The organism is Exobacillus caeni (genome assembly GCF_005747095.1).
GTDB lineage: Bacteria > Bacillota > Bacilli > Bacillales > Guptibacillaceae > Exobacillus > Exobacillus caeni.
This window is the reverse complement of the sequence record NZ_SWLG01000009.1, coordinates 39,541-63,700: the sequence shown is the minus strand read 5'-3', so window position 1 is coordinate 63,700 and position 24,160 is coordinate 39,541. Positions and strand designations below refer to the sequence as shown.

Genomic DNA, 24,160 nt, shown 5'->3' with positions numbered 1-24,160 from the left:
AGATAAACCTATAGTTATTCGACAGTATTTTCGCTTTTTTTAGCATATCATTGGAATTTTTTTTAGTAAATGTGATATTTTCCCTAAAAAACTACTTTTTTCCCTTATTTTATCGGCTTTCAACACGTATAATAAGGACTTAAGAGAAGTGTTAAATTGTTGTAAAGGGGACTAAAGACCCAGGAGGTAAAAGATGTTTCGAGGATTATATACAGCCACATCTGGAATGATGGCAAGCGAACGAAGACAACAGCACTTAACAAACAATCTATCAAATGCGTCTACACCCGGTTATAAACAGGACAGCAGCATCTACCGTGCTTTTCCAGAATACTTGATTCAAAGAATGCAGGGGAACAAGGCTGACCACACTCCTGCAGACCCTGCGGTTGGAAGCTTGAATAACGGTGTTTACATACAAGAAGGAATTCCGCAATTTACACAGGGGGCCCTGATTGATACAGGAAAAGGTACTGACATTGCAATTCTGGATGAGAACCTGCCCATCGACCCTGATACTAATCGAAAAGGAACTCTATTATTTGCAGCTCAACTTCCTAATGGAGATATCCGATATACAAGAAACGGAAACTTTTCAATCGATTCTGAAGGATACCTTGCGACAAGTGAAGGGTATAGGATTCTTGGTGAAAATCTTCAACCTATCAGGCCTGACTCAGAGAATTTTTCTCTTTTAGCAAACGGGGCTATCCAGGGCTCTGATGCCAGCGGCGCTAGAGTTTGGATCGGCTATACAGGCGAACCAGATAAGCTGACAAAGGAAGGGCACGGCCTTTTCCTTTGGGAGGGAGATAAAGACACTGAACCACGTATTGCAAGAACTGTTAACTTTTTAAACGGGCAGTTCGAATTGAAGCAAGGGATGCTGGAAGGTTCGAATGTGGATGTATCACAGACGATGACCGATATGATCAGCACTTACCGTTTGTTTGAAGCCAATCAAAAAGTGCTTCAGGCATATGACCGCAGTATGGAAAAAACGGCAAACGATGTCGGTAAGGTATATTAGGGGGATTTAAATGAATATCCAGATGATTTCTGCCTCAACAACCATGAGAGAATTGCAAAAGAAACTAGATATTCTTTCTCATAATGTTGCGAATGTAAATACTTCAGGCTATAAACGCCGTGAGGCAACCTTTCAGGATGTATTGACGCAAAACATAAACAATAAAACAAACGATGAAACAGGGAGAATAACACCTGAGGGAATCCGAGTCGGGCATGGGGCTAAACTCGGGCTTACCAATCTTCGGTTTGAACAGGGTTCGGCACAGGCCACAAACCGGGAACTTGATTTTATGATCGAGGGTGATGGAGTCTGGTTCCGTACGAAAGATAGCGATAATAACGATGTTTATACGAGGGATGGAAACTTCCAGCTGCTTACGGAAGGGAACAACCTGAGACTCGTGACCGCCGATGGAAAATCGATCGTTGATACCGACGGAAACCCGATTCAGTTTGAGAGCGGGTTTGACCGGATTGAAGTTAGTGAACAGGGAACAGTAAACGTTATTTATCCTGGCAACCAGCCTTCTTCCTTTCAAATTGGACTCGTACAAATCGAAAATGCACAGGAACTTGAAGCGGTCGGAGGAAACGGGTTTCAGGTTCGTGATGGCCAACCTGTCAATGGACAAAACCCTAACGTTCAGGCTATTGATCTGAGAAGCAATAACACTGTTGGTGTTCGCATCAAGCAGGGGATGCTCGAAGGATCAAATGTTGATTTAACAAAAGAAATGACTGAACTGATCAGCACTCAGCGGTTGCTTCAATTTCAGGGCCGTTCGATTAAAATAGCCGACGACATGATGGGTCTGGCGAATTCAATAAGAGGATAATAATTTAAAGGGCTGACTCATAAGTGTCTGGCTCTCTCCGTTTAGCACAGTATCTAGATGAACATTGGTACAAGTTCATTTAGATAAAGTGTTGGAGGTGCCTGACACTTTGCTTTTGAGTCAGCCCTCTTTCATATTATCTTAGGAAATCCATCAAGCTTGGCTGAATTATCCTTGCAGTAGCGGATAAGCTCGCTTGGTAAACGGCTTCTTCCTGTTTTAACTTCATAACAGCTTCAGCTATATCTGCATCCTCTGTCTTCGATTGGAGAGACTGAAGGTTCGTGTTCGCATCTTTTAGACGGCTGCTTGCAGCTTCCATCCGTTCCTGCCTTGCACCAAGAGAGGTCCATGCGTTTAATACCTGGTCAACAGATGCTTCCACTTTTTTAAGTGAATCACTGATTGCACTCTGGTCATTATTTTTTAGGTTTGCAGAAAGTGTCTCTAACACATTGAACACATTTTCTCCACCATTGTTGCCGATGAATACTTCCTTTGCACTCAGGCTATATTCGATTGCTGCTGCTCCAGAGACCTGGGTTTGAAGCGATGTGTTATCCAACTCACTGATTTCAGCATTAGAAACACCCTTCGTCGGAAAAGGAATCTGATCGGTTTTTTCACCATTAAAAATGTACTTTCCACGAAACTTAGTATTGCTTACATCGATGAGCTGCTCTCGCAACTCATCTACTTCTTTCGAGATCGCTTCACGGTCCTGGTCTGATAAAGTGCCATTAGCAGCTTGAGTCGCCAGTTCGTTTGCACGATGCAGGACATTTGACGCCTGATTCATCGCCCCGTCTGTCATCTCCATCCAGGATAAAGCAGAATCTGCGTTTTGCTGGTACTGTTCGTTTGCAGCGAGCTCGCTTCTAAGCTTAAGAGCCAGGTTTGTTCCGGCAGGATTATCGGAAGGACGGTTGATACTTCTTCCTGTTGATACCTGCTCCTGTGCTTCGTTCAAACGCGAAAGATTGCGGTTCAGCTGGTTCAATGTATTGTTATGAAGCATTTGCTGTGTAACTCTCATCATCATTTCCTCCAGTAAAGAAAACTCGCCTATCGGGGATCAGTTCGGCTAAAACAGAGGCGTTAGTTGCACTTATACTTTAGCCTTTAACGTCGAGTAACTCCTTGCTACAAATTTAACCTTTTTAAAGTGTTAAAAAGGAGCAAAACCTACCTTGCTCCCATACGGTTAATGACAGTGTCTAACAATTCGTCTGTTGTCGTGATGAATCTTGCTGCAGCGTTGTATGCATGCTGGAATTGAATTAAGTTTGCCATTTCTTCATCAAGTGAAACGCCGCTGATCGACTGGCGATGATTCTCGATCGATTGCAGTACAACCCGGTCATTTTCAGCCATCCGTGCGGCTGACTGCGATTTACTCCCAAGCCCTGTTACTAATGCGTTGTGCTTTTCTTGAAACGAAACACCGCTGGAATCATAGTCGCTATCTTTTAAAGCGTTCATTTGCTTTGCAATATCACCGTTTCCTATTGTGTTTGCTTTGGAAGAAGCTGCGATCAATGTAGCGTTGTTAGCCAGGGTTGAATTTAAGCTAAGACTTTCTAGAACGTTCGTTTCAGTTGCTGTGCTATCCATTTTAAAAAAGTCTTCTCCGCTCTGGCTGCCGTCCAGCAGGTATCCGGCTTTATGTAGTTCATTCAGCCCTTTAACAGTAACAGGATTCCCAGCTTCATCTGTAAACTGGTGGCCATTGGCGAGTCGATAGAACATCGTATTCAATTCATCCTGGTATGCTTGCAGGTCATCCTTCGCTTCTGCTATTCCTGTGATCTTTCCGCCGGTGATCGCCATTCCGTTAAAGTCATCCGGTTTGCCGCTCATTGGCAAAGCTACTCCGTTGTTGCTGAGGACCAGTGTTCCGTTTTGATTGCCTGACACCTCTACATCCATCATGGCTGATAGATTATCGATCAACGTGTCTCTGCGGTCTTTTAAGTCGTTCGAATTCGGCGACTTGCTGATTTCCTTATTTAGGACATCGATTTCCTTCAAGTAACCGGCCGCTTCTTTTAAGAGAAGATCTTTCTGGGTATCAAGGGTTTTCTTAAGCGAATCCATTGAATGGCCAATTTCTTGCGCCTGTGAAATAAGATCTGTTGCTTTAGAAACTACCTCTTCCCTCGCCCCGGCGCTTTCCGGGTCATTCGCAAGCTGGTCCCAAGCCGTCCAGAACCGGTTGAAAGCACCACTCAATCCGTTTTCTCCGGGCTCATTCGTTATTTCCTCCAGCTGGCTGAGTGTATCCTGCTGGACGCTCCATTCTCCAAGGGAGGATTGGCGGTCACGAAATTGGTCGTCTAAGTAATGTTCTTTAACCCTGGTAATCGAATCGACTGTCACACCTGTTCCAAGCTGGCTCGGCGTAAGGGATTGCCTGCCATAGTTATAATCGATCGGATTTGTTGCAGACATATTGACGCGTTGGCGTGAATAGCCTTTCGTATTTGCATTTGAGATGTTTTGGCCTGTTGTAGTGATGGCGGTCTGTTGTGTAAAAAGACTGCGTTTTCCCATCTCGAGGCCATGGAAAGTTGAAGTCATCGTATCACTTCCTGTTATTGGTTAAGCTTTCGCATCGAAAAGCCCTCTGGCTGAAGCGGCTTGATTCATTCTCTGGTTAGGTCGCTGATAGTTCATGTTTGAATCTGTTGAACTTGTAAAATGGTCAAGAATATACGAAATAAAATTCATAGAGTCCTTTAGGATCTCAGCATTCAATTGATTAACTGCCTTCAGGTTATGGACACATTCAAGCAGCTCGTCCATTAAAAATTGGAGCCTGCCTTCTTCTTCGATCGCATTGATCAATTGGGACAACGTAGTGTTCGGTTGGAGATTGTATTTTTTTGTTATCTCCTCAACGATTGCTGCTCGTTTTTCTTCAAGAGTTTCAACTGTACTTGCCAGCTCTTTTTCTTTTATATTGATTCTTGTCAGATTGTCGATGTCCCTGTTGATCAGCGCTTCTTGCTTTTCTTCGGCTGTTTGAATCCATTTTTTATGAACATCTATCATTTCCTGCAGGTTGCTTACTAGTGAATCCATCGTCCGTTATCCCCCTGTTAAAACCAAAAGCGATAGAGCTTTTCGGCAATTTTTTTGCTGTCGATCTCATAGGTTCCGTTCTCTACCTGCTCTTTAATTTTTCTAATTCTATCTTCATGTTCTGTCTCTGCTTTATTTTCATACATCTCTTTTGCTTTATTGGAAATTTGAAGTTCATCCTGTTTGGAAACACTCTTGCTTTTCTGGACTTTCTCAACCGGTTTATGCTTCTGGTAAGGGTTTATATATGGAGGTCCGGAAGGCTTGTTCACGTTCACGATTACCTCTCCCTTCTTGTTAGGTCATAAAAGTATTTCTATCTATTATATCGGTTGAATCGCTTAAATGTTAATACCTATTGTATTTTAAATTCAGTTACAAGAATCCTTTCGATCTTGCCTTCGGTCATAAAGCTTTCTATCTTTTGCTTCACGCTGTCCTGCAAAGATTTGATGCCCTTAGCCCCTCTTAAGTCTTCCTTCGTCTTGTTTGCTAATGAAGAAATGATTGCAGCCCTTACTTCCGGATTACGCTTTTCGACTTCCTCATATGCTTTTTTGCTGTCTAAAACAATATTAAACTGAACAACGGCAAAGTGGTCAGACGAAAGATTCGTCGTAAGCAACTCTGTATTGATGCTTCGCTCGATCTGGGCATCGACGGAGTGCTCATTTTTTTTAAGAATTTTAGCAACATCTATATCAAAAAAATATAAGATTCCAAAGCTGATCGTTGATAGAACTAAAAGCGGTAACCCTATTTTTAAAAACAAACCTTTCATTATTGCACCTCATTCGTCTTGCTAGTTTTTCTCGTCATATGGCAGGATCAAAACCTCTACTCTTCTATTCTTTGCCCTTCCCTCCGCAGTGTCGTTTGATGCGATCGGGCGAAACTCCCCATAACCGGTGAAACTGAACAGTCTAGGGTTCAGCTTTTTATTTTTTAATAACTCTGCCATGAAATTCAGTGCTCTCTCTGAGCTTAAGTGCCAGTTAGAAGGAAAATCAGAGTTATGAATCGGTTGGTTATCGGTATGACCGGTGACAGTAATATGGCGGGGAGGATCAGTAACAAGGAGGCGGGAGATCTCCCTGGCTAGCTTTTTCGCATCCTGCGATAAGCTGGCCTGGCCGCTTCCATACAATGCGGCTTCTCGGATAGTGATCATTAATCCCTCACCGGTCAGGTCTGTTTTCAAGTAAGAAGCAAGCTTTTTTTCCTGGATATAGGTATCGATCTTTTCCTTCAGTTCCTTTAATTCCTGCATATCTTCTTCAGCTGTCATCTTGCTGTCTTCTTCCTTCGTGACTTCCTGTTCTTCAGGCTTATCAGGTAACGATACAGGCAGTTCTTCCATCGGCTCTATAATGGATGGACTTTGTTCAAGTACGCCTGAGCCACCCTTTAGCACTTCATTAAAAGTGTTAGAAATCGCCCGAAACTTACTGGCATCGACCTGGCTTGATGCAAAGAGAACAATAAAAAGCGCAAGAAGAAGGGTAAGCATATCTGCATAAGGGATCAGCCACGATTCATCCACATGGTCTTCATGGTCGTCATGCCTCTTCTTCCTGCCCATTACGCTCCAACCTCCTCTTTAACAGGCGCTTCGCTTTTCTTCTCTTCCACTGGTTTCAGAACGCGCTCTTTTTCAGGAAGATAAACCAAGAGCTTGTCTTCAACGATACGAGGGGATGCACCTGCCTGAACAGCAAGAAGTCCTTCGAGCATAATATATTTGATTCGTGCTTCTTCATTTGATTTTCTTTTTAGTTTGTTGGCAAACGGGTGCCAGAGAACATACCCTGAAAAAATTCCGAACAACGTAGCGATAAACGCCGCTGCAATCGATTTTCCAAGCAGTTCGATGTCATCTAGATGGCTTAACGCTGACACGAGGCCGATAACCGCACCCAATACTCCGAGTGTCGGTGCGTACGTTCCCGCCTGGGTGAAAATTCCCGCTCCAACCTTATGGCGTTCTTTCATCGCTTCGATATCTTCTTCAAGAATCTCCTGGATCAGATCTTGCGGATGGCCATCGACTACCAGCATGAAGCCTCTCTTTAAAAAAGGATCTTCTATTTCCTCAAGACGGTCTTCAAGGGACAGAAGCCCTTCTCTTCTGGCTGTTCCTGCCCATTCAGTGAACTTTGGAATCAAATCTTTCACGTCATCCGTCTGTTTATTAGAAAAAATGATTTTAAGCAGTACCGGGAACTTTTTAATCTCTTTAAACGGAAATGCGATTAAAAGCGTTGCGGCTGTTCCTAAAAATATAATAACGAGGGCTGCCGGATTAAGTAATGCTGCTGGATTTGCTCCCTTTAAAACTAATCCCCCAACAAGTGCGATCAACCCTAGCAATACGCCTAACAAAGATGTTTTATCCAATCATTTCACCCTCTTTACTTTCTTTTTTCCTGTCATTTTCGATTTTTAGATTTTTCCATCGCCTGTTTCCAGGTGTCCCGGAACTCTGTTATGTAGCCTTCTACCTCGGTTAGAATTTCCTGATCGTTTTTGATGTTCGCCTCGACCAGCCGGTTGTAAATGTACTCATACAGCTGCTTCATTCCTGCAGATACTTCGATTTCCATGTTTAAAGTGGCGATAAATTCCTGTACGATCGCCTGTGCTTTTAGAATGTTAGTGTTTTTCTCTTCGATGTTCTTTTCTTCCATCGCTTTTTTTGAGAGTTTTATAAATTTCAAGCAACCGTTATATAGCATCAATGTCAGTTCCTGTGGTGAAGCGGTGTTCACTGCGTTCTGCTGGTATGTTTGATAAGGATTTTTAAGCGCCATCCATGTTTCCTCCTTTTATCTTCTCTGGTCGATGAAAGACCCATCTGAGTAAGTGTTCGCGTAGGCAGGCTGATACTTTTTGCTAGCAGCTTTTCCCAGTTGAACTTTTGTAAGCTGATTTGAAAAAGAATTATATAACTCCCTGAGTCGTGGCTCTATAACAGCTTCCATTTGCTGTAGCTCTTGTATCAATTTTTTTTCCTCTTCAGACCAGTTTGTTTCCTTGCCCTGAATTTCTTCATCTAATTTAGAAATGATCACTTCTCTCTGAAGCACAAGTTCATCAAAACTCTCAAGCTGTTCCGGTTCATTCTGGTCCATCGATGTTTTTATGGAATCAAGGTTTTCTTTAAGCTGGACCGTAAAATCAACCAGTTTTTCTAAGTACGTTGTACGCATTCTTACATCCCACCAAATAAGTTTTGTTGTATCCACATGCCCTGCTGGTTCATGCGGTTCATCGCTGTCTCAAGTGCCGTGAACTGACGCCAGTATCTATCTTCTATCCTAGTAAGACGGTCTTCCCAGTCTCGCATTCTTTCATCTATGTCTTTGATTCTTTTTGAGAGTACACTGTTATCGACGAGTGAAGTCCCCGGTGTTCCAGCTTTTTTCCCGAGCTTGTCTATGCTTTCATTTATACTGGAGTAAAGCCTTTCGCCGATTCCTTCTGATCCTTTAGTGAAGAGGTTCATGACTTCATCTGGTTTGTTTTGTAGTGCATCTTTTAGCTTCTTCTCATCGATAAACAACTTTCCGCCTTCACGGTAGTCTCCAGTATTGATTCCAATTTGGGATAACATGTTCAATTCACCTGTGGGAATCCCCTGTACCGGGTCAAGCCAGGCACGACGAAGATCGGTCAATATACCTCTTACTACCGGATCATTGTTCAGCATCCCACTTTTCGCTTTTTCTTCCCACAGCTCGATTTCCTTTTCGCTCATCGATTCCTTTTGTTCGTCTGTTAACGGCGGGAAATCACGGTAACGCTTTTCTAAAAGTTCCTTTTCTGCTGCTTCAATTGTTTCATTGTATTTTTCAACGAACGCTTTGATTTTATCGAATGGCATAGAGACATCGCTTTGCACTGTTATAGTGGCCGATTGCCCTTCCTGTAACAGGTCTAGTTTGATTCCATTAACAGTTGTGGTGTTTTGCTTGAGCCCTGTAACTTGTATACCATCAAAGGTGATTGCTCCGTCTGTCCCTGAGGCAGTATTAGCGCTTCCTGCAAGAACCTGATTCTGGACAAAGGTTGTGTTTTGAAAGGTGATCGATTTGTCTGCACCCATCTCTTTTGTAGAGAAAAAGAAGCGGGATGTGGTGCTATCAAAATTCGCTCTTAAGCCAAGCGACTCACCGGTTGAATCATCTACTGCACCTGCTATTTTTGTAGCAAGGCTTCCGTATGTATCCGTGTCATCAAGAGTAACTGTGGAAGTTAAGCCTCCCCCATTTGTCACGGTAAACGTTTCTGTTGTTCCTGCCGCTAACACTTTATCTGTCGATTTTGCATTTGTTCCTGAAAGGTTTTGAATTGCTGATCCTGAATTTAATTTAGCGGTTTTAGCCAGGCTTACGACATCGACCGAATGAGTCCCAGGCGATGTGTTAGAAGTTGGCGATGCTTTAACTGCCGTTTCATTTGTTGAATTTGTACTGTAACTGATAAAAGCTGAGCTAAACCTTAATTCTGAAGCCATGCTCCGGATACTTGATAAAGAAAGGTTTATGTCACGGTAATCCTGCTTCTGCCATTCAAAGGTCTGTTTCTTTTGGAACAGCTTATCCATTGGAATCCGTTCCGCTTTCATCAGGTCTTTTACCATCTGGTCAATATCCATGCCCGAAGCCATTCCTGTAATCCTCATTTATTTCACTCCCGATCCGTTCATCATATCTTTTATATCGGAAAAAGTTGGATAAGGTTTAGTGATTTGAATAAAAAATAACCCTCCTGAGAGAGTTAGAATTGTTTGTTAATATTTTTCGTCTACCATGAGGCCAAGAAGTTCAGCGGTCACAGCATACATGTCCAGGAACTTTTTTGGAGGTATTTCTTTGATAACTTTTTCTGTGTTGGTATCTATAATCTGGACGTAGTATTCTTTTAGTTTTTCGTGGAGTTGGAATTTTAGTGATGTTTGGGACTGATTTAGGAAGTTGTTAAGTGATTCTATTTTTTTATCGATCTTTTCTTTGGTAGGCTTTTCCTCATTTGTTTTTTGATCAACTTGTTTGAGAATCTCTACACTTCTGTCGAAGCTAGATGATTTAGTTTGATAAGTTAAGTTATTGTTTATAGTTTTTGAAATTTCCACATTAACCTCCGAGATTTTATTAAAAAGATCCTTTGTTATGATATAATATAAGAGAACATTCGTTCTATATTGAGAAAGGAGAAAGCACCTTGGAATTTTATAGTCTTAACCCTGATCAACAAAATATATTGGTAGCAAGTATAATTGGAGATGGCGAAATAACAAAGATATACCCTAACTCCAGACGAAAAAGCAACAGTTACAGAGAACACTATGGAGATAACCAAAGGGAATACAGAGAATGGAAGGCTTCATTTTTTCCTTCTATACTGTATCTTACACCCAAAAGCCAAACCCTTAGATCTAAATCTACCCCTCTTTTTACTGAACTATATCCGCATTTTTATAATAGCAACGGGAAGAAGAGGGTCCCTGTAACCATGTTAAACCATTGTAAATCACCATATTTCTTGTCTATTCTTTATATGGACGATGGTTCGCTTTCTATCACCAGAAGGATTAACCATCGAGAAAAAAGAATTTACCTTACTCCCCATATTTTTCTTCACCTACAAAACTACTCCTTAGAACAACTTCAACTACTTCGAGATTTTATCCTTCAAACTTTTCATTTCAATTTTTCAGTAAACAAAAGAAAAGATGGATATGGATATATACTACGTTTTACTTCCACTTTAAATACATATAACTTTCTTAAAGCAATTAATACCTGTACAACATCCTGTCCTTCTATGTTTTATAAAACCAACTGGGAATATCGCTTTGAAAAAGAAAGACAAAAATACAATAAAATTTATCCTGGATATTCTGTAATTGCCACAAGTTCGGAAAGATTTAAAAATTATACCGAACAAGAAATTGTTAAACTAATTAATCTTAAAAAATTCGGAATGACCGATAAAGAAATCGCCTCCCAAATACATCGAACATATTGGTCTGTTGTTTACAAAATAAGTGAATTAAGAAAGGATGGCCTTCTTTGAAGGCCATCCGAGTAAATTAACGTAGAAGCTGTAATACACCTTGAGGTTGTTGGTTGGCTTGCTTTGCCGCTGTTCCTTTCGGATACAGAATAGACTATATCTTCACCTCTATTATTTCTAGAGGGCCGGGCACTTCGAATGGCTTTTGCCACCCTACGGAATTCATTGTCATAGCATTTGCCTTAGACAGTGTTTCCTAGTCGTTGAACCTTCTCCATTCTTTCGAAGCAGGAGCTTGGCTGCTGATTGTCCAGATCTTAATCCTTTTCAACCCTTCACGCCCATCGTTTCCGATCACGTTGTGGGGGACAAAGCTTAAGGAGGTCCCAGCAATTCACCCGGTTATACTCTTATCCGTTGCCAGATAAGACGCCCTGCAAATCAGTTACCTTAGAAGTTGAAGTACTCCCTGAGGCATTTGATTTGATTGAGCTAACATTGCCTGTGATGCTTGAGTAAGAATGTTGTTCTTAGTGAACTCCATCATCTCTTTCGCCATATCCACATCCCTGATACGAGATTCAGCAGCAGTCAAGTTTTCCGCTGAAGTATTGAGGTTATTAATCGTATGTTCCAAGCGATTTTGTGTCGCACCGATGGAAGAACGAGCTGTCGAAACAGTTTCGATTGCCGTTGTGATTGTATCGATAGCCGCATCTGCAGTTGTTTGCGTAGAAATGTTGATTCCCCCAGTGGCTGTAGCACCACCTGAATCAGTAGCAACAGCACCGCCTGCATCATCAACCCCTAATGTGAATGCATCAAACGAACCGATATCAGTTGTGATGTTTTGGCCAGAGTTCGCTCCGATATGGAATGTAAGACCTGTAGCTGCAGTGAAATTTGTTGTATTGGTAGAGTCTTGAGAGCCGTTTAACAATTTCTTGTTATTGAATTCTGTATCATTAGAGATACGAGTAATTTCTTTCGCCAATTCATTGACTTCTTCTTGAAGTTTAGCACGATCCGTATCTGTGTTTCCATCGTTCGCACTTTGAACTGCAAGTTCACGCATACGTTGAAGCACAGAATGGACTTCATTTAATCCGCCTTCAGCCGTTTGAAGTAAACTAATGGAGTCTTGAGCGTTACGCTCCGCCTGGTTCAGGCCACGAATCTGTGAACGCATTTTTTCAGAGATAGCGAGTCCCGCAGCATCATCTGAAGCTCGGTTAATCCGTTGTCCGGAAGATAAACGCTCCATGCTTTTCGACGCAAATGATTGGTTTGCAGACATTCTGTTAAATGTGTTTAATGCTGCAAGATTGTGATTAATTCTCATTAAAAATCTACCTCCATGTATTGTTTTTTAAGAAAAACCACATCCGTTTGGTTTTCCTTTCATTTCTTTTATCGGTTTTGATTTTGACTTGTTTAGTACTTTTTTAAAAAATCCATAAAAAAAGAGACAGGTTATTTTCCCTGTCCCTTGCCGCTCAAGTTATTTAGCTCTGTTAGATCAAAATCAATCTCTAAAGCCGATTTATTCTCCTCTTGAATCGCTTCGTATACTTCTTTCCGATGTATACCCACGCTTTTCGGTGCACTGATTCCTAATTTCACTGTATCTCCTTCTATCGCAACTACCCTAACCTCAATATCATCATTGATTACGATCGATTCGCCTTTTTTCCTCGCAAGAACTAACATAATACTCTACTCCCCGCCAGCCGATACAGCGTTTTTTTCTGCTGAAAACAAGGGCTGCTTGATGATGTATTCCTGGTTATCCAACACAATCTGTTTTCCTAACTTTTTCGTGTTGTTAATTATAATTGGGGCTTTCAGGTTAGTTGTTGCTTCTTTTAAGGAGCCCTTCGCAGTAACAATCGTGAACACCAACACATCTTTTTCTTCATTGATTTCCAGCTTTTCGATAGTACCATCGTCTATCTTCACGTCATAATCATGAAAGAAAGAAAATGGGTCTAATAGAAAGAAACATAAATTTTCATTTGTAACAGACTGCATAAAGAAAAATGGCGTTTCATCATTGTTGTCTGCGGGTAATAGGACATATTCCTTTTCTTGTTCAAGGCCTGGTATCCCATTGGGAAAAATAATGAAGCTTTGTTCAGTAATCTCAAGTTCCCCAAAACGGGTTGTTTGTATTTTCATCAAGTTTCTCCTTTAATAGACATATTTCAATTAAAGCTCTATCGTTTTGTTGGATCGTATTTTTTCCTTATACTTATAATAAACACAGTTGACTGAATATTTCTATTTAAAAAAGAGGTGATCGATTGGATAATTATTCGTTCCAGCCACTGGGTGATTCAGCTATACAGCTATTTTTCAAGGAAGAACCTTCCCCCTTATTAAATCGGACAATCAGCTCGATTTGTAAAGGACTTGAAGGCAAAAAAATAACCGGAATTATCGAATCAGTTCCATCATACAAGGCATTAACCGTTTTTTATGAACCCTGGAACCTTTCTTATGACACTTTAAAACAACAACTAGAAGAAATGCTCGATCAGCAGGAAAGTAAGGATAAGCTCTCACCATCATATGTAGTCACAATTCCAACTCTTTACGGAAACGAATATGGACCTGATATAGCACTTGTTGCAAACAAAAATAACCTATCTATAGAAGAAGTAATTACCTTACATACCCAAAAAGACTATCTAATCTACATGATGGGCTTCATGCCAGGGTTCCCGTATCTTGGCGGACTTGATAAAAAGATTGCGACTCCCCGCCATGAAAATCCGAAAGCTCGTGTAGAAGCTGGATCTGTAGGCATTGCCGGTGACCAGACAGGAATTTATCCGTTCCAATCCCCCGGCGGATGGAACATTATCGGACGAACACCTTTAAAATTGTTCCAGCCAGATAATGAACAACCATTTCTCTATAAACCAGGTGATTACTTGCGTTTCAAAGCTATAAATGAAGAGGAATTTGCTGAAATAGAAGAAGCAGTGAAACAGGGAACTTATCACGTAAAGCGAGAGGAGATGAAAGGATGAGCTTAACGATCGATTTAAACAGTGATCTTGGAGAAAGCTTTGGAGCTTATAAGATCGGACGAGATGAAGATGTTCTGAAAATCGTTTCTTCTGCAAATGTTGCGTGCGGTTACCATGCCGGCGACCCCAGTATCATGCAAAAAACAGTAAAATGGGCAAAAGAGAACAATGTTGGAATCGGAGCACACCCAGGATTTCCTGACATGATGGGATTCGGACGCCGTGCGCTGACTGTAACCCCTGAGGAAGTTTATCAAATGGTCCTTTATCAAATCGGAGCACTACATGGTTTTTGCAGGGTAGAAAATGTAGAGATGCAGCATGTGAAAGCGCATGGCGCACTTTACAACATGGCCGCAAAAGATTTTTCCATCGCTAGAGCAATTGCCAGGACTGTTAAAGACTTTGACCCTGATCTTATTCTCTTTGGCCTTGCAAACAGTGAGCTAATCAATGCTGCAGAAGAAGTCGGCATTAGATCGGCATCCGAGGTATTTGCCGACCGCACATATCAGCCTGATGGCACTTTAACGCCGAGAAGCGAGGAAAATGCCGTGATTCATGATGAAGAAACGGCGATTAAACAGGTGCTGTCGATGGTGCAGGATAACAAAGTCACTGCCGTAGATGGTTCGCAGATTGAAATAAAAGTGGATACCGTATGCGTGCATGGTGACAGTCCTTCTGCCCTCCAGTTCGTTGAAGCGCTTCGAGACCGTTTTAAAGAGGAAAGCATCACGGTACAGAAGGTGGGTGCCAGCCTGTGAAGAATAAGCCTTTATTTTTTGTGAAAAAGCCAGGTGTTTATTCGAGTTTTCAGGATCTTGGGCGCTGGGGATATCAGCAGTATGGCGTTGTGGTCTCAGGAGCGATGGATTCTTATGCACTTCAGGTCGGCAATCTTTTAGTTGGGAATGAACGAAACGAAGCGGGAATCGAAGTCACTTTAAAAGGGCCGGAGCTTGAAATCCAATCCACCTTTCAAATTGCTATAACTGGCGCTGACTTATCTCCAACACTGAACGGCGAACCAGCACCGATGTGGAAATCATTCGAAGTAGCAAAAGGTGACGTGCTTTCTTTTGGAGCTCCAAAAAAAGGAATACGAGCATATATCACCGTTGCAGGAGGATTTGATGTTCCTATCACAATGGGAAGCAAATCAACCTATGAAAAGGCAGGAATCGGAAAGGCTTTAAAAAAGGAAGACAGAATTGAAGGATTTGAGACAACAGGAAAGGCAGGAATCGGGCTTGTTTCATCCGAGATTCCTGATTATAAAAAAGAAGTTGAGATACATGTCGTATTAGGTCCCCATCAAGATTATTTTACAGATGAAGCGATCCATACTTTCTTTACTTCTGTCCATACCGTATCCGCGCAGTCTGACCGTATGGGCTATCGTCTTGATTCACCTAAAATTGAGCATAAAAGCAATGCTGATATATACTCAGATGCAATCCCTTTAGGGGGCATTCAGATCCCCGCAAGCGGACAGCCGATTATTTTGATGGCAGACCGGCAGACAACAGGAGGCTATACCAGAATCGGTACTGTCATCTCATCAGATATTTCAAAGCTTGCCCAGCTCCCACCCGGCGGGAAGATTCGCTTTAAAGAAGCAACCGTTGAGGAGGCTAAGGCATCTGTTCTTGAAATCGAGCAGGAACTCAGCCAGATAGCGGTTCGGGCAGGCGTATATTAACGCTAACGCAGGCTCAAGTAGTGCTTTGCTTCAAATTTAATTTCATCTGATTCATCTTCATCGAGTGTTTGAATCCGGTAATGGTCGCCTTCGAGTTCGGCCTGGAAGTTGTAAAATCCACTTGTTCGAAGATGGTCTTCCATATCATCCATCGTTTCATTTTGACTGAAAAGCATTTTGTTTCCTATATATTCATCGTTAATATAAACGTTATATGTGTCATGGTTGAGCTTCAAATGACTATCAAATGCGCCGTAATTTGGAAAAAATGGCGTTTGTTCAGGCATTCTCGGACCTCCTTTCTTATGTACAAGGTTGTCCCAGAATGTCTTACTTTATTATGGCAACAATTACATCTCGTGTTAGACTGCAATAAGTAAAATCATGTAGCCGGCAGCTCCCAGCGCAAATGACCAGTAACTGCTCTGGCGTTCTTCAGGAAGCTCTTCCTTCAGTACATTAAGAATAATAGCCCCGGATAAAAAGGCAAATAATAAAGCAAGCATCGGATCAGGAATTTCGGTTAACGCACCTACTCCCCATCCAACTAAAAGCGCAATCGACAAAATCCACCTTCCTTTGTTTGTGTACCTGTCTTTATGATGTGTTCTTAAACTGTAATCCACTACAAAAAAGTGCAAGCCCATGGCGATCGAATAGAGCAGGAGATTAACCCAGCCTCCTTCTCCTTCACGATGAACAAGCAGGTATCCGATCAACGCATTATAGACGAAAAAAGAACTCATATGTACCCAGAAAGCACCAGGGCTCGGTTTATTTTCGCCATATTCCTCTTTATATTTTTTCTTGGAATGTTTCACTGCTTTTTCCAATCCATAAAAAATGATTAAACCAAGCATCGAGGTCATATAAACATGATGCTCTAAAAAAGAAAGCCATTCCGCCTGTTGTTCGATCGCTTCCTGGTGATGTTTAAATTCTGGCAGAATATGAATAAAAACATATGCGACCGAGACACCGCCGGCTATGGATAATACGCGTTTTTTTGAAATGGAATCGATAACATGAATATATTGAGCAAGGAGATGGACAACAACGAGAAACAATGCAAATATAAATGGCAGCCAGCTCATGATATGCCTCCCTTTAACTTTTTAGCCTTCTAAGATGTTTTCCCGTCAATTCTTTTCTGTAACCTTGTTAAAGGAAACTCGCTTATAGATGGAGAAAAAGGAGCTAGTTGCATACATTTGCCATCTAGCTGCAAATTTATATTTTTCTTTGAGTAAAAAAAGACCGCATTTCGCGGCCGTTAGCTAAAAATCAAATATGGAATCTCCGTTGCCATCTTCCTCTTTTAAGCGCTCAGACTTTAAAGGCTGTTGCTTCATCTGATTCTGGACAGGAGCAGATTGTTTGAACGGAGCAGGCTTTGGTTTTGCCCCTTCTGATTCCAGAAGGATTTCACAGTACGCTTTAATGGCACTGATATCTTCTCGAATCCCGTTCACATCTGCATCATTTTCTTCTATGTTAAACTCGACTCGTCGCATTTTCTTAGCCATTTTTTCAACGATTGATGAAACCGGTATTTCTCTCATTTATTGGAACTCCTTTCTAATCGGGTCACTCTTCTTTAAACTTGTCTTCTCTTATTATAAAATAAAACTAACCAAAATTTCATGAGGGAGCGAAAAGACAATGGAAAGATTACAAGAAGTATTAGATTTTAACAAGAAGTTTGTTGAAAATAAGGAATACGAAGCTTTTACAACATCAAAATTCCCGGATAAAAATATTGTCATTCTTGCTTGCATGGATACGAGGCTTGTCGAATTGCTTCCACAGGCGATGAACTTTAAAAATGGCGACATCAAAATTGTGAAAAACGCTGGCGCACTCGTTTCCCATCCATTCGGAAGCATTATGAGAAGCCTTCTTGTCGGTGTATATGAACTTCAAGCTGAAGAAATATGGGTTGTCGGGCACCACGACTGCGGCAGCTGTGCAGTCCAGCCAGATCAAGTGTTAGAAAAAATGCGCAAGGAAGTATCAGATGAAGTCGTCGACACACTTGAGCATGCTGGAATCGACCTGAAAAACTGGCTTCAAGGTGCCGAAGACGTCACCGAAGGCGTCCGCCTGAGCGTAGACAGAATAAGAAACCATCCACTCTTACCTAAATACGCTACAGTCCACGGCCTCGTCATCAACCCGGAAAACGGCGAACTAGAGCAAGTAACTGATTAACTTTTAAGTACCTAACCTTTTTGAAAATATTTTAATAAGACCACAAAGCAACACATCTCTGCTCTCCCTAAAAAACAGATGACCAAACCATCTATTTCGTAAGAGCGTAGCGACAAGGCTCTTAGTGGAGCAAGCTGCGTCATGCTCGCATGTAAGAAGCTTGATTCACTAAGAGCCGCCCGGGAGAGCAGAAATGCTTATCAAAGCCCTTTGCAAAAAAACATATTGACTCCCCCTCAAACCATGGTATATTTAATTTAACCAAATAGTTCTCCAAAGGGGAGTAGCTGTACAGCAAAGTCGTCATTCCAGGATACCTCATCCTCGGCTTTGTTGGCAACGTACGTTGTTAGCAAGACCTTTGCCTTCGATCGAATGGTAAAGGTCTTTTTTGATGGAAATTTTGACCTTGCCATTCGTGGTAAGGTCTTTTCTATTTTAGGTTAACTACTTTAAAGGAGGGTCTTATTCATGGACTTGGCTCTTTTGGCAGAATACGGCTGGGTACTTTTGGTTCTGATCGGTCTTGAAGGGATTTTGGCAGCGGATAACGCGCTTGTCATGGCGGTAATGGTAAAGCACCTTCCGCCGGAAAAACGTAAAAAAGCATTATTTTATGGACTCGGGGGAGCTTTCGTATTTCGCTTCGGTTCGTTGTTTGCGATTTCTTTTTTAGTCGACGTATGGCAGGTGCAGGCGATCGGTGCCATCTACCTGTTGTTCCTGGCGTCAAATCATATTGTAAGAAAGTTTTTCCTTCATAAAAAGAAAGAAGAACCCGATAGAGAAAAACAGAAGAATGAAAAGGGACATGGCTTCTGGACAACTGTTTTCAAAGTGGAGCTGGCCGACATCGCCTTTGCGGTTGATTCGATTTTAGCAGCGGTTGCCCTTGCTTTGACGCTTCCTGAGAGCGGCTGGATGAAAATTGGCGGTATGGACGGCGGTCAATTCACTGTTGTTCTTTTAGGCGGAATAATCGGACTGATCATCATGCGTTTTGCAGCAAACTGGTTTGTACGGTTGCTTCATAGAAAGCCAGGGCTCGAGACTGCGGCATTTCTTATTGTTGGCTGGGTCGGCGTTAAGCTTGCGATATTCACTCTTGCGCATCCTGCCCTGGGCTATCTTGATGAGCACTTTCCAGAGTCAAAAGCATGGAAAATTATCTTCTGGAGCGTCTTTGCTTTGATAGCAATCGCAGGCTGGTTTTTATCCGGGACAAAAGAGGAATCACCTCAGGAAGAGCGGCGTGAGAATGAATTGGAGGAAGTTGTTGACCAGGAGACAAGGCAGATGGACCGGAATTTCAGATAGAGAAAACTCACAGATCGGCAAGCCTTAAAGGAAAGGAAAACAGAGGCTTAGTTGCGGTTTAAACTTTTTAGCCGCTCCGAACAATCTCCTATACGGTAACAAAAGATGGGGCAAACGCTCCATCTTTTTTGTTCTTTAAAGTCCGTTTCTTCTTCATCTCTACCCTTTCTTTTCCTCTCCTATTTTACACAATTTCTAAATTCCACCATTTTAGCACGATTTACTCAAATATCCCGCTAAAAGTTTAACCCGTAGGCAAAACGTGGAATAGTACCTGTGAACAAAAAAAGGAGGCGTTATTTAATGAAACCTTTAGTTCGAGAATATCAAGATACTGAAACGCTAAAACAGGACGTTGAAGCGCTAAAAGATCGCGGTGTTGATAAAGAGAATATATATATCATGTCTCATGATCAGGACCGGACAGATCGTTTAGCTGATGAAGCCGAGGCTAACACGGTAGGAATGAAAGAGCTTGGCCTTGAATCAGTCGGAACAATGTTTGAGAAAAAAGGAGACGAGCTTCGCAAGAAAATGGAAGAGCTCGGCCTTTCTGAATCAGAAGCTGAGCGTTATGAATCGGAAATGGACAAAGGAAAAGTCTTTGTTTTCTGCACGGATCAAGATCAAGCATCCGGCTGGTAATTAATAAATTCCCTGGTTAATATCCCCTATTAAGCTGGAAACCCCCATTCAAATCGAATGGGGGTTTATGCTGTCTTATTTTCCAACCAGTACAAACACGTTTTCATCCGGGGCTTCCATTACAGCTGCATGGCCAGATTCTGTTGGGAACGGCTCCCTAATCCATTTCACTTCAGGATTTTCTTTTAACTTTTTATAAGTTAACCTTACATCTTCAACTAATATTTCCACTTCTGTAAATGTAATCTCAGGGTGATTGCTCAAAACAAGCTCAGAACTTTTTTCATCCGGAAACTTTAAACCGATCAACGTCCAGGTTTGACCACCCTCACGCTCCCTTTCGATTTTCCAGTTCTCTTTTAATCCCATCGCTTTATAAAAACGAACTGACTTTTCAATATCTTTCGTGTGGATGGAAACACATTCAAGCTTTAGAAACATCATTTACCTCCAGTTTGCAAGTTACCCACAGTTTAAGTGGGGTCAGACCCCTTTATCCACATTGTGGATAGGGGTCTGACCCTAAGCTATAAAACAGGCGGGACCGCTGTGGTTCCCGCCTGATGTAATGGTATTATTCTTTTGGTGCGATCATGCTTTCCGGGAGTACGATTTCGTCGAATTGTTCTTCTGTTAGAAGACCTGTTTTTAGTGCTGCTTCTTTTAATGTCGTGCCTTCCGCGTGGGCTGTTTTTGCGATTTTCGCTGCGTTTTCATAACCGATATGCGGGTTGAGCGCTGTAACGAGCATCAGGGAGTTCTTCACATGCTCCTGGATAACTTCTTCGTTTGGCTCGATGCCGACTGCACATTTGTCGTTGAAGGAACGCATGCCATCTGCTAACAAACGGGCTGATTGAAGGAAGTTATAGATGATGACCGGCTTAAAAACATTAAGCTCAAAGTTACCCTGGCTCGCTGCAAAGCCGATCGCCGCATCGTTACCCATAACTTGAACAGCGATCATCGTTAATGCTTCGCTCTGGGTTGGGTTTACTTTTCCTGGCATGATCGAGCTTCCAGGCTCATTAGCAGGAATTGTAATTTCACCGATACCGGAACGAGGGCCGCTTGCAAGCCATCTTACATCGTTAGCGATTTTCATAAGGTCTGCAGCAAGTGCCTTTAATGTGCCGTGAACATGTGTTACTTCATCATGGCTTGTAAGCGCATGGAATTTATTTTGGGCAGAAACGAACGTTTTGCCGGTAATGTTGCTGATCTCTTCAGCAACCATGTCACCGAAATCCGGATGTGCGTTCAAGCCGGTTCCTACCGCAGTGCCGCCGATCGCAAGCTCTTTCATGTATTTCACGCTTTCAAGAAGCATGTTTTCACATTTAACGAGCATGCGGTGCCAGCCGCTGATCTCCTGACCAAGTGTTAGCGGAGTAGCGTCCTGCAAGTGTGTTCTTCCGATTTTGATAATGTCTTCAAAATCCTGTGACTTCTGGTAAAGGGTTTCTTTTAGCTCGATCAATGCAGGATATAATTTGTCTTCAACGGCCTGTACAGCTGCAACATGCAATGCAGTCGGAAACGTATCGTTAGAGCTTTGAGACATGTTGACATCATCGTTAGGGTGTACGCGCTCTTCAACGCCTTTTTCACTAAGGATTTCGTTAGAGCGGTAAGCGATTACTTCGTTCATGTTCATGTTTGACTGCGTACCGCTTCCTGTTTGCCATACAACAAGCGGGAAATGCTCATCCAATGTTCCTTCGATCACTTCATTTGCAGCCTGTACAATCGCATGTGCTTTTTCATCGCTTAGTTTGCCAAGCTTCTGATTCGCTAGTGCAGCACTTTTCTTTAGGATTGCAAACGCTTTAACAACTTCCAAAGGCATTTTTTCAGTACCGATTGCAAAGTTCTCTTTGCTTCGCTGGGTTTGTGCTCCCCACATTTTATCGGCTGGTACTTTCATTTCTCCAATCGTATCGCGTTCAATTCTGTAATCCATAAGGATCCTCCTTTAATTTTCGGCTCTGTAATCTACTGGATATTGATGTAGCCATCTTGTTCTCCTGTCGACTCTACTGTGTTCAAGGCTTTTTATATGCGAGCACGACAAATCCTTAAATACAAAGAGTCGGGAGAGCAAAGATGCTTTGCTTCGTGGTTCCAATTATAACTTTAAAAAATAAAACAGTGATTTACCAGAGTTTTGCATTAAAAACTACCATATTATTCGAGAAAAATCAGCTTTTCTCTCTATTAATTCCTTTTATGTATCTATTATAATCGTATCGCAAAATTGTGGAAATAAAAAGCCATTATCTTCGTTGGAAGATAGTGGCTTTTGTATGTTTTACGCATTAAGCGGCTGATGGTCTCCGCTGTCTTTTTTCCAGAACATTTGTATTGCAAATAGAGCAATAAACAATATAAGGCCTGCTGTATCTGAGAAGCCCTCCGGATAAATAAGCAATAAACCGGCAGCAACCGCAAGAACTCGCTCAACAGGATTAATTTTTCTCATCCAGAAACCGATCATCCCAGCCCCGATACTGATCATGCCGGCAAGCGATGTTAATACAACAAGTGCAATTCCAGTCCATGTCGTGTCGATCATGAGAAGTTCAGGTGACAGGACGAATATATACGGGATGATAAAGGCCGCAATCGCGAGTCTTGCCGATTGTATTCCCGTTCGTATCGGTTCTCCTCCCGATACGCCTGCTGCAGCAAATGCGGCAAGACAAACCGGCGGCGTGATGTCAGCGACGATTCCGAAATAAAAAACAAACATATGGGCGGACAATTCCGGCACTTCAAGCAAAATAAGCGCAGGAGCCGCAATCGTTGACGTGATGACATAGTTTGCCGTTGTCGGTGAACCCATCCCGAGGATCAATGACGCAATCATCGTAAAGAAAAGTGTTAACAGCAGGATTCCTCCTGACATATCAACAAGCCCGTTCGCGAATTTCAGCCCTAATCCGGTCAGAGTTACTACACCTACAATCATACCCGCAGCTGCAGTTGCCGCTGCAACGCCAAGGGCGGTTCGTGCCCCGTTGGCAAGGGCATCAATAATATCTCGGACGCCCATCCTTGTTTCTTTCCTGACGGCCCCGACAAGGATTGTGGTAAGAATCGCATAAAGTGCTGCTCGGGTTACACTCGTACCGGACATTAAGAAGAAAATAACCGCCACAATCGGAAGAAGCAAATAGATTTTGGACAATACTTCTTTTTTGTCAGGCATCTCTTCTTTTGTCATTCCTCTTAAGCCGATCCGTTTTGCTTCAAAGTGGGTCATGATCCAGATTCCCGTAAAATATAGAATCGCCGGAATTGCGGCAGCTTTTGCGATTTCCCAATAGGAAATGCCACCGATAAACTCGACCATCAAAAAGGCTGCTGCTCCCATGATAGGGGGCATGAGCTGGCCGCCTGTTGAAGCTGCTGCTTCTACTCCTCCAGCGAATTCTTTACGATACCCAAGCCTTTTCATCATCGGAATCGTAAAAGAACCTGAAGTTACTACGTTTGCAACCGAACTTCCGCTGATTGTTCCCTGCAGGGCACTGGAGAAAATCGCTACCTTTGCAGGTCCCCCGATACGGCGTCCGGCAATAACGAGGGCAAGGTCGTTAAAATATTGCCCTACCCCGGTTTTCACCAGGAATGCCCCGAATAAGAGGAACAGGAAGATAAAGGTCGCCGAAACGGCTAGTGGTGTACCGAGGATACCTTCTGTCGTAAAAAACATTGACCGGATAATACGGTCAAGGCTAAGCCCTCTATGCTCAAGAAATCCCGGCATATAAGGACCCGCGTAAGCATAGGCAAGAAACAAAGTAGCGATAATGGTGATCGGCAAGCCGACAACTCTCCTTGTAGCCTCTAAAACAAGGAGTATCGCGATAAATCCTACGGTTAAATCAAGCATGTTCAACCGTCCGACTCTCATTACCAGTTCATCGATATTCATCGGCCAGTATGAGCCGACGTAGACGCCGAGCAAAGCCAGCAATCCATCATACCAGGCGATTTGAAAACGCCCTTTTTTTCCTGTTCTCCTTTTTTTCGAAGCAGGAAACAATAAAAAGATTAACCCCAGGGCGAAACCCAGATGGATAGAGCGCTGTATCTGTGCGGTGAATACGCCAAAAATTGCGGTGTAAAGCTGAAACAATGAAAAGCTGACAAGACCGATCATGGCAACCCAGCCAAGAATCCCGGTCAGCTGCCGATGCCCTGCTTCAGGGTCATACTTGGCCATCAGTTCCTGTGTTTCTTTTTCGGTCATTTGGTTATTTTCCTGATTT

Annotated in this window: 29 protein-coding genes; 9 read left to right on the top strand and 20 right to left on the bottom strand. The window is 42.4% G+C overall.

Annotated features, from left to right (window positions below; all coding sequences use genetic code 11):
* Positions 1 to 193: 193 nt before the first annotated feature.
* Together FCL54_RS14010 and FCL54_RS14005 are read left to right on the top strand one after the other, a co-directional pair.
* Positions 194 to 1,030 (top strand): flagellar hook-basal body protein, encoded by an 837-nt coding sequence (locus tag FCL54_RS14010; RefSeq protein WP_138127318.1) that lies wholly within the window; start codon positions 194 to 196, stop codon positions 1,028 to 1,030.
* A 10-nt stretch (positions 1,031 to 1,040) separates the two neighbouring features.
* Positions 1,041 to 1,868, top strand: a complete 828-nt coding sequence (locus FCL54_RS14005; RefSeq protein ID WP_138127316.1) for a flagellar hook-basal body protein — start codon at positions 1,041 to 1,043, stop codon at positions 1,866 to 1,868.
* A 136-nt stretch (positions 1,869 to 2,004) separates the two neighbouring features.
* Here FCL54_RS14005 and flgL read toward each other — a convergent pair whose 3' ends face one another.
* From flgL to flaG, 11 genes are all read right to left on the bottom strand, one after another.
* Positions 2,005 to 2,907, bottom strand: coding sequence for a flagellar hook-associated protein FlgL (gene flgL / locus FCL54_RS14000; protein WP_210238528.1), 903 nt, complete (start codon positions 2,905 to 2,907; stop codon positions 2,005 to 2,007).
* 146 nt (positions 2,908 to 3,053) lie between these two features.
* Positions 3,054 to 4,448: a flagellar hook-associated protein FlgK gene (gene flgK / locus FCL54_RS13995; RefSeq protein ID WP_138127312.1), complete on the bottom strand. Its 1,395-nt coding sequence runs from the start codon at positions 4,446 to 4,448 to the stop codon at positions 3,054 to 3,056.
* 21 nt (positions 4,449 to 4,469) lie between these two features.
* Entirely contained in the window at positions 4,470 to 4,952 is a 483-nt protein-coding gene (locus FCL54_RS13990) for a flagellar protein FlgN (protein ID WP_138127310.1), read from the bottom strand.
* Positions 4,953 to 4,969: 17 nt separating this feature from the next.
* Positions 4,970 to 5,230, bottom strand: coding sequence for a flagellar biosynthesis anti-sigma factor FlgM (gene flgM / locus FCL54_RS13985; RefSeq protein WP_171016847.1), 261 nt, complete (start codon positions 5,228 to 5,230; stop codon positions 4,970 to 4,972).
* 77 nt (positions 5,231 to 5,307) lie between these two features.
* Entirely contained in the window at positions 5,308 to 5,733 is a 426-nt protein-coding gene (locus FCL54_RS13980) for a flagellar basal body-associated FliL family protein (RefSeq protein ID WP_138127306.1), read from the bottom strand.
* Positions 5,734 to 5,754: 21 nt separating this feature from the next.
* Positions 5,755 to 6,534: a flagellar motor protein MotB gene (motB, locus tag FCL54_RS13975; protein ID WP_138127304.1), complete on the bottom strand. Its 780-nt coding sequence runs from the start codon at positions 6,532 to 6,534 to the stop codon at positions 5,755 to 5,757.
* Positions 6,534 to 7,349 carry a flagellar motor stator protein MotA gene (motA, locus tag FCL54_RS13970; RefSeq protein ID WP_138127302.1) on the bottom strand — a complete coding sequence of 272 codons (816 nt, stop codon included), beginning with the start codon at positions 7,347 to 7,349 and terminating at the stop codon, positions 6,534 to 6,536. Before motA ends, motB begins: the two co-directional genes overlap by 1 nt.
* 32 nt (positions 7,350 to 7,381) lie before the next feature.
* Positions 7,382 to 7,762 carry a flagellar export chaperone FliS gene (gene fliS / locus FCL54_RS13965; RefSeq protein ID WP_138127300.1) on the bottom strand — a complete coding sequence of 127 codons (381 nt, stop codon included), beginning with the start codon at positions 7,760 to 7,762 and terminating at the stop codon, positions 7,382 to 7,384.
* A gap of 15 nt (positions 7,763 to 7,777) precedes the next feature.
* Entirely contained in the window at positions 7,778 to 8,161 is a 384-nt protein-coding gene (locus tag FCL54_RS13960; protein ID WP_138127298.1) for a hypothetical protein, read from the bottom strand.
* A gap of 2 nt (positions 8,162 to 8,163) precedes the next feature.
* A complete protein-coding gene (fliD, locus tag FCL54_RS13955) occupies positions 8,164 to 9,636 on the bottom strand; it encodes a flagellar filament capping protein FliD (RefSeq protein WP_138127296.1) in 1,473 nt (490 codons plus the stop codon).
* A 108-nt stretch (positions 9,637 to 9,744) separates the two neighbouring features.
* On the bottom strand, positions 9,745 to 10,086 hold the full coding sequence (gene flaG, locus FCL54_RS13950) for a flagellar protein FlaG (protein WP_246055271.1): 342 nt from the start codon (positions 10,084 to 10,086) through the stop codon (positions 9,745 to 9,747).
* An 89-nt stretch (positions 10,087 to 10,175) separates the two neighbouring features.
* Between flaG and FCL54_RS13945 the strand changes: the two genes are divergently transcribed.
* Positions 10,176 to 11,030: a DNA endonuclease gene (locus FCL54_RS13945; protein WP_138127292.1), complete on the top strand. Its 855-nt coding sequence runs from the start codon at positions 10,176 to 10,178 to the stop codon at positions 11,028 to 11,030.
* Positions 11,031 to 11,415: 385 nt separating this feature from the next.
* Here the strand turns inward: FCL54_RS13945 and hag are convergent, their stop codons facing one another.
* The 3 genes from hag to fliW form a co-directional block, all read right to left on the bottom strand.
* Positions 11,416 to 12,312: a flagellin Hag gene (gene hag / locus FCL54_RS13940; protein WP_138127290.1), complete on the bottom strand. Its 897-nt coding sequence runs from the start codon at positions 12,310 to 12,312 to the stop codon at positions 11,416 to 11,418.
* 131 nt (positions 12,313 to 12,443) lie between these two features.
* Positions 12,444 to 12,680, bottom strand: a complete 237-nt coding sequence (csrA, locus tag FCL54_RS13935) for a carbon storage regulator CsrA (protein ID WP_138127288.1) — start codon at positions 12,678 to 12,680, stop codon at positions 12,444 to 12,446.
* A gap of 6 nt (positions 12,681 to 12,686) precedes the next feature.
* The gene (gene fliW, locus FCL54_RS13930; protein WP_138127286.1) at positions 12,687 to 13,148 is read right to left on the bottom strand and encodes a flagellar assembly protein FliW; all 462 of its coding nucleotides are present in this window, start codon (positions 13,146 to 13,148) and stop codon (positions 12,687 to 12,689) included.
* A 125-nt stretch (positions 13,149 to 13,273) separates the two neighbouring features.
* On the opposite strand from fliW, the gene pxpB reads away from it, so the two are divergent.
* The 3 genes from pxpB to FCL54_RS13915 are packed head-to-tail and all read left to right on the top strand — an operon-like array spanning position 13,274 to position 15,710.
* Positions 13,274 to 14,005, top strand: a complete 732-nt coding sequence (gene pxpB / locus FCL54_RS13925; RefSeq protein WP_171016846.1) for a 5-oxoprolinase subunit PxpB — start codon at positions 13,274 to 13,276, stop codon at positions 14,003 to 14,005.
* Positions 14,002 to 14,772, top strand: a complete 771-nt coding sequence (locus FCL54_RS13920; RefSeq protein WP_138127284.1) for a LamB/YcsF family protein — start codon at positions 14,002 to 14,004, stop codon at positions 14,770 to 14,772. Before pxpB ends, FCL54_RS13920 begins: the two co-directional genes overlap by 4 nt.
* On the top strand, positions 14,769 to 15,710 hold the full coding sequence (locus FCL54_RS13915; protein ID WP_138127282.1) for a 5-oxoprolinase subunit C family protein: 942 nt from the start codon (positions 14,769 to 14,771) through the stop codon (positions 15,708 to 15,710). Before FCL54_RS13920 ends, FCL54_RS13915 begins: the two co-directional genes overlap by 4 nt.
* Before the next feature lie 2 nt (positions 15,711 to 15,712).
* Here FCL54_RS13915 and FCL54_RS13910 read toward each other — a convergent pair whose 3' ends face one another.
* From FCL54_RS13910 to FCL54_RS13900, 3 genes are all read right to left on the bottom strand, one after another.
* On the bottom strand, positions 15,713 to 15,997 hold the full coding sequence (locus tag FCL54_RS13910) for a hypothetical protein (protein ID WP_138127280.1): 285 nt from the start codon (positions 15,995 to 15,997) through the stop codon (positions 15,713 to 15,715).
* A gap of 75 nt (positions 15,998 to 16,072) precedes the next feature.
* Entirely contained in the window at positions 16,073 to 16,804 is a 732-nt protein-coding gene (locus tag FCL54_RS13905; RefSeq protein WP_138127278.1) for a hypothetical protein, read from the bottom strand.
* Positions 16,805 to 16,987: 183 nt separating this feature from the next.
* Positions 16,988 to 17,272, bottom strand: coding sequence for a YwdI family protein (locus FCL54_RS13900; protein WP_138127276.1), 285 nt, complete (start codon positions 17,270 to 17,272; stop codon positions 16,988 to 16,990).
* A gap of 100 nt (positions 17,273 to 17,372) precedes the next feature.
* On the opposite strand from FCL54_RS13900, the gene FCL54_RS13895 reads away from it, so the two are divergent.
* The 3 genes from FCL54_RS13895 to FCL54_RS13885 all read left to right on the top strand — a co-directional run bounded on the left by FCL54_RS13895 (position 17,373) and on the right by FCL54_RS13885 (position 19,883).
* The gene (locus FCL54_RS13895; protein WP_138127274.1) at positions 17,373 to 17,921 is read left to right on the top strand and encodes a beta-class carbonic anhydrase; all 549 of its coding nucleotides are present in this window, start codon (positions 17,373 to 17,375) and stop codon (positions 17,919 to 17,921) included.
* Positions 17,922 to 18,392: 471 nt separating this feature from the next.
* Positions 18,393 to 19,238, top strand: a complete 846-nt coding sequence (locus FCL54_RS13890; protein ID WP_138127272.1) for a TerC family protein — start codon at positions 18,393 to 18,395, stop codon at positions 19,236 to 19,238.
* A 303-nt stretch (positions 19,239 to 19,541) separates the two neighbouring features.
* Positions 19,542 to 19,883 carry a YflT domain-containing protein gene (locus tag FCL54_RS13885; protein ID WP_138127271.1) on the top strand — a complete coding sequence of 114 codons (342 nt, stop codon included), beginning with the start codon at positions 19,542 to 19,544 and terminating at the stop codon, positions 19,881 to 19,883.
* 75 nt (positions 19,884 to 19,958) lie between these two features.
* Here the strand turns inward: FCL54_RS13885 and FCL54_RS13880 are convergent, their stop codons facing one another.
* The 3 genes from FCL54_RS13880 to FCL54_RS13870 all read right to left on the bottom strand — a co-directional run bounded on the left by FCL54_RS13880 (position 19,959) and on the right by FCL54_RS13870 (position 24,141).
* Complete coding sequence (locus FCL54_RS13880) at positions 19,959 to 20,324, bottom strand: VOC family protein (RefSeq protein WP_138127269.1); 366 nt, start codon at positions 20,322 to 20,324, stop codon at positions 19,959 to 19,961.
* A 133-nt stretch (positions 20,325 to 20,457) separates the two neighbouring features.
* The gene (fumC, locus tag FCL54_RS13875) at positions 20,458 to 21,846 is read right to left on the bottom strand and encodes a class II fumarate hydratase (protein ID WP_138127267.1); all 1,389 of its coding nucleotides are present in this window, start codon (positions 21,844 to 21,846) and stop codon (positions 20,458 to 20,460) included.
* 348 nt (positions 21,847 to 22,194) lie between these two features.
* Positions 22,195 to 24,141: a TRAP transporter permease gene (locus tag FCL54_RS13870; RefSeq protein WP_138127462.1), complete on the bottom strand. Its 1,947-nt coding sequence runs from the start codon at positions 24,139 to 24,141 to the stop codon at positions 22,195 to 22,197.
* Positions 24,142 to 24,160 lie beyond the last annotated feature (19 nt).

What these genes read in the sequence shown, in the direction of transcription:
- FCL54_RS14010 (WP_138127318.1), top strand. Translation starts at nt 194, where the DNA reads ATGTTTCGAGGATTATATACAGCCACATCTGGAATGATGGCAAGCGAA.
- FCL54_RS14005 (WP_138127316.1), top strand. Translation starts at nt 1,041, where the DNA reads ATGAATATCCAGATGATTTCTGCCTCAACAACCATGAGAGAATTGCAA.
- flgL (WP_210238528.1), bottom strand. Translation starts at nt 2,907, where the DNA reads ATGATGAGAGTTACACAGCAAATGCTTCATAACAATACATTGAACCAG.
- flgK (WP_138127312.1), bottom strand. Translation starts at nt 4,448, where the DNA reads ATGACTTCAACTTTCCATGGCCTCGAGATGGGAAAACGCAGTCTTTTT.
- FCL54_RS13990 (WP_138127310.1), bottom strand. Translation starts at nt 4,952, where the DNA reads ATGGATTCACTAGTAAGCAACCTGCAGGAAATGATAGATGTTCATAAA.
- FCL54_RS13980 (WP_138127306.1), bottom strand. Translation starts at nt 5,733, where the DNA reads ATGAAAGGTTTGTTTTTAAAAATAGGGTTACCGCTTTTAGTTCTATCA.
- motB (WP_138127304.1), bottom strand. Translation starts at nt 6,534, where the DNA reads ATGGGCAGGAAGAAGAGGCATGACGACCATGAAGACCATGTGGATGAA.
- fliS (WP_138127300.1), bottom strand. Translation starts at nt 7,762, where the DNA reads ATGGCGCTTAAAAATCCTTATCAAACATACCAGCAGAACGCAGTGAAC.
- FCL54_RS13960 (WP_138127298.1), bottom strand. Translation starts at nt 8,161, where the DNA reads ATGCGTACAACGTACTTAGAAAAACTGGTTGATTTTACGGTCCAGCTT.
- fliD (WP_138127296.1), bottom strand. Translation starts at nt 9,636, where the DNA reads ATGAGGATTACAGGAATGGCTTCGGGCATGGATATTGACCAGATGGTA.
- hag (WP_138127290.1), bottom strand. Translation starts at nt 12,312, where the DNA reads ATGAGAATTAATCACAATCTTGCAGCATTAAACACATTTAACAGAATG.
- csrA (WP_138127288.1), bottom strand. Translation starts at nt 12,680, where the DNA reads ATGTTAGTTCTTGCGAGGAAAAAAGGCGAATCGATCGTAATCAATGAT.
- fliW (WP_138127286.1), bottom strand. Translation starts at nt 13,148, where the DNA reads ATGAAAATACAAACAACCCGTTTTGGGGAACTTGAGATTACTGAACAA.
- FCL54_RS13920 (WP_138127284.1), top strand. Translation starts at nt 14,002, where the DNA reads ATGAGCTTAACGATCGATTTAAACAGTGATCTTGGAGAAAGCTTTGGA.
- FCL54_RS13910 (WP_138127280.1), bottom strand. Translation starts at nt 15,997, where the DNA reads ATGCCTGAACAAACGCCATTTTTTCCAAATTACGGCGCATTTGATAGT.
- FCL54_RS13905 (WP_138127278.1), bottom strand. Translation starts at nt 16,804, where the DNA reads ATGAGCTGGCTGCCATTTATATTTGCATTGTTTCTCGTTGTTGTCCAT.
- FCL54_RS13900 (WP_138127276.1), bottom strand. Translation starts at nt 17,272, where the DNA reads ATGAGAGAAATACCGGTTTCATCAATCGTTGAAAAAATGGCTAAGAAA.
- FCL54_RS13895 (WP_138127274.1), top strand. Translation starts at nt 17,373, where the DNA reads ATGGAAAGATTACAAGAAGTATTAGATTTTAACAAGAAGTTTGTTGAA.
- FCL54_RS13890 (WP_138127272.1), top strand. Translation starts at nt 18,393, where the DNA reads ATGGACTTGGCTCTTTTGGCAGAATACGGCTGGGTACTTTTGGTTCTG.
- FCL54_RS13885 (WP_138127271.1), top strand. Translation starts at nt 19,542, where the DNA reads ATGAAACCTTTAGTTCGAGAATATCAAGATACTGAAACGCTAAAACAG.
- FCL54_RS13880 (WP_138127269.1), bottom strand. Translation starts at nt 20,324, where the DNA reads ATGTTTCTAAAGCTTGAATGTGTTTCCATCCACACGAAAGATATTGAA.
- fumC (WP_138127267.1), bottom strand. Translation starts at nt 21,846, where the DNA reads ATGGATTACAGAATTGAACGCGATACGATTGGAGAAATGAAAGTACCA.
- FCL54_RS13870 (WP_138127462.1), bottom strand. Translation starts at nt 24,141, where the DNA reads ATGACCGAAAAAGAAACACAGGAACTGATGGCCAAGTATGACCCTGAA.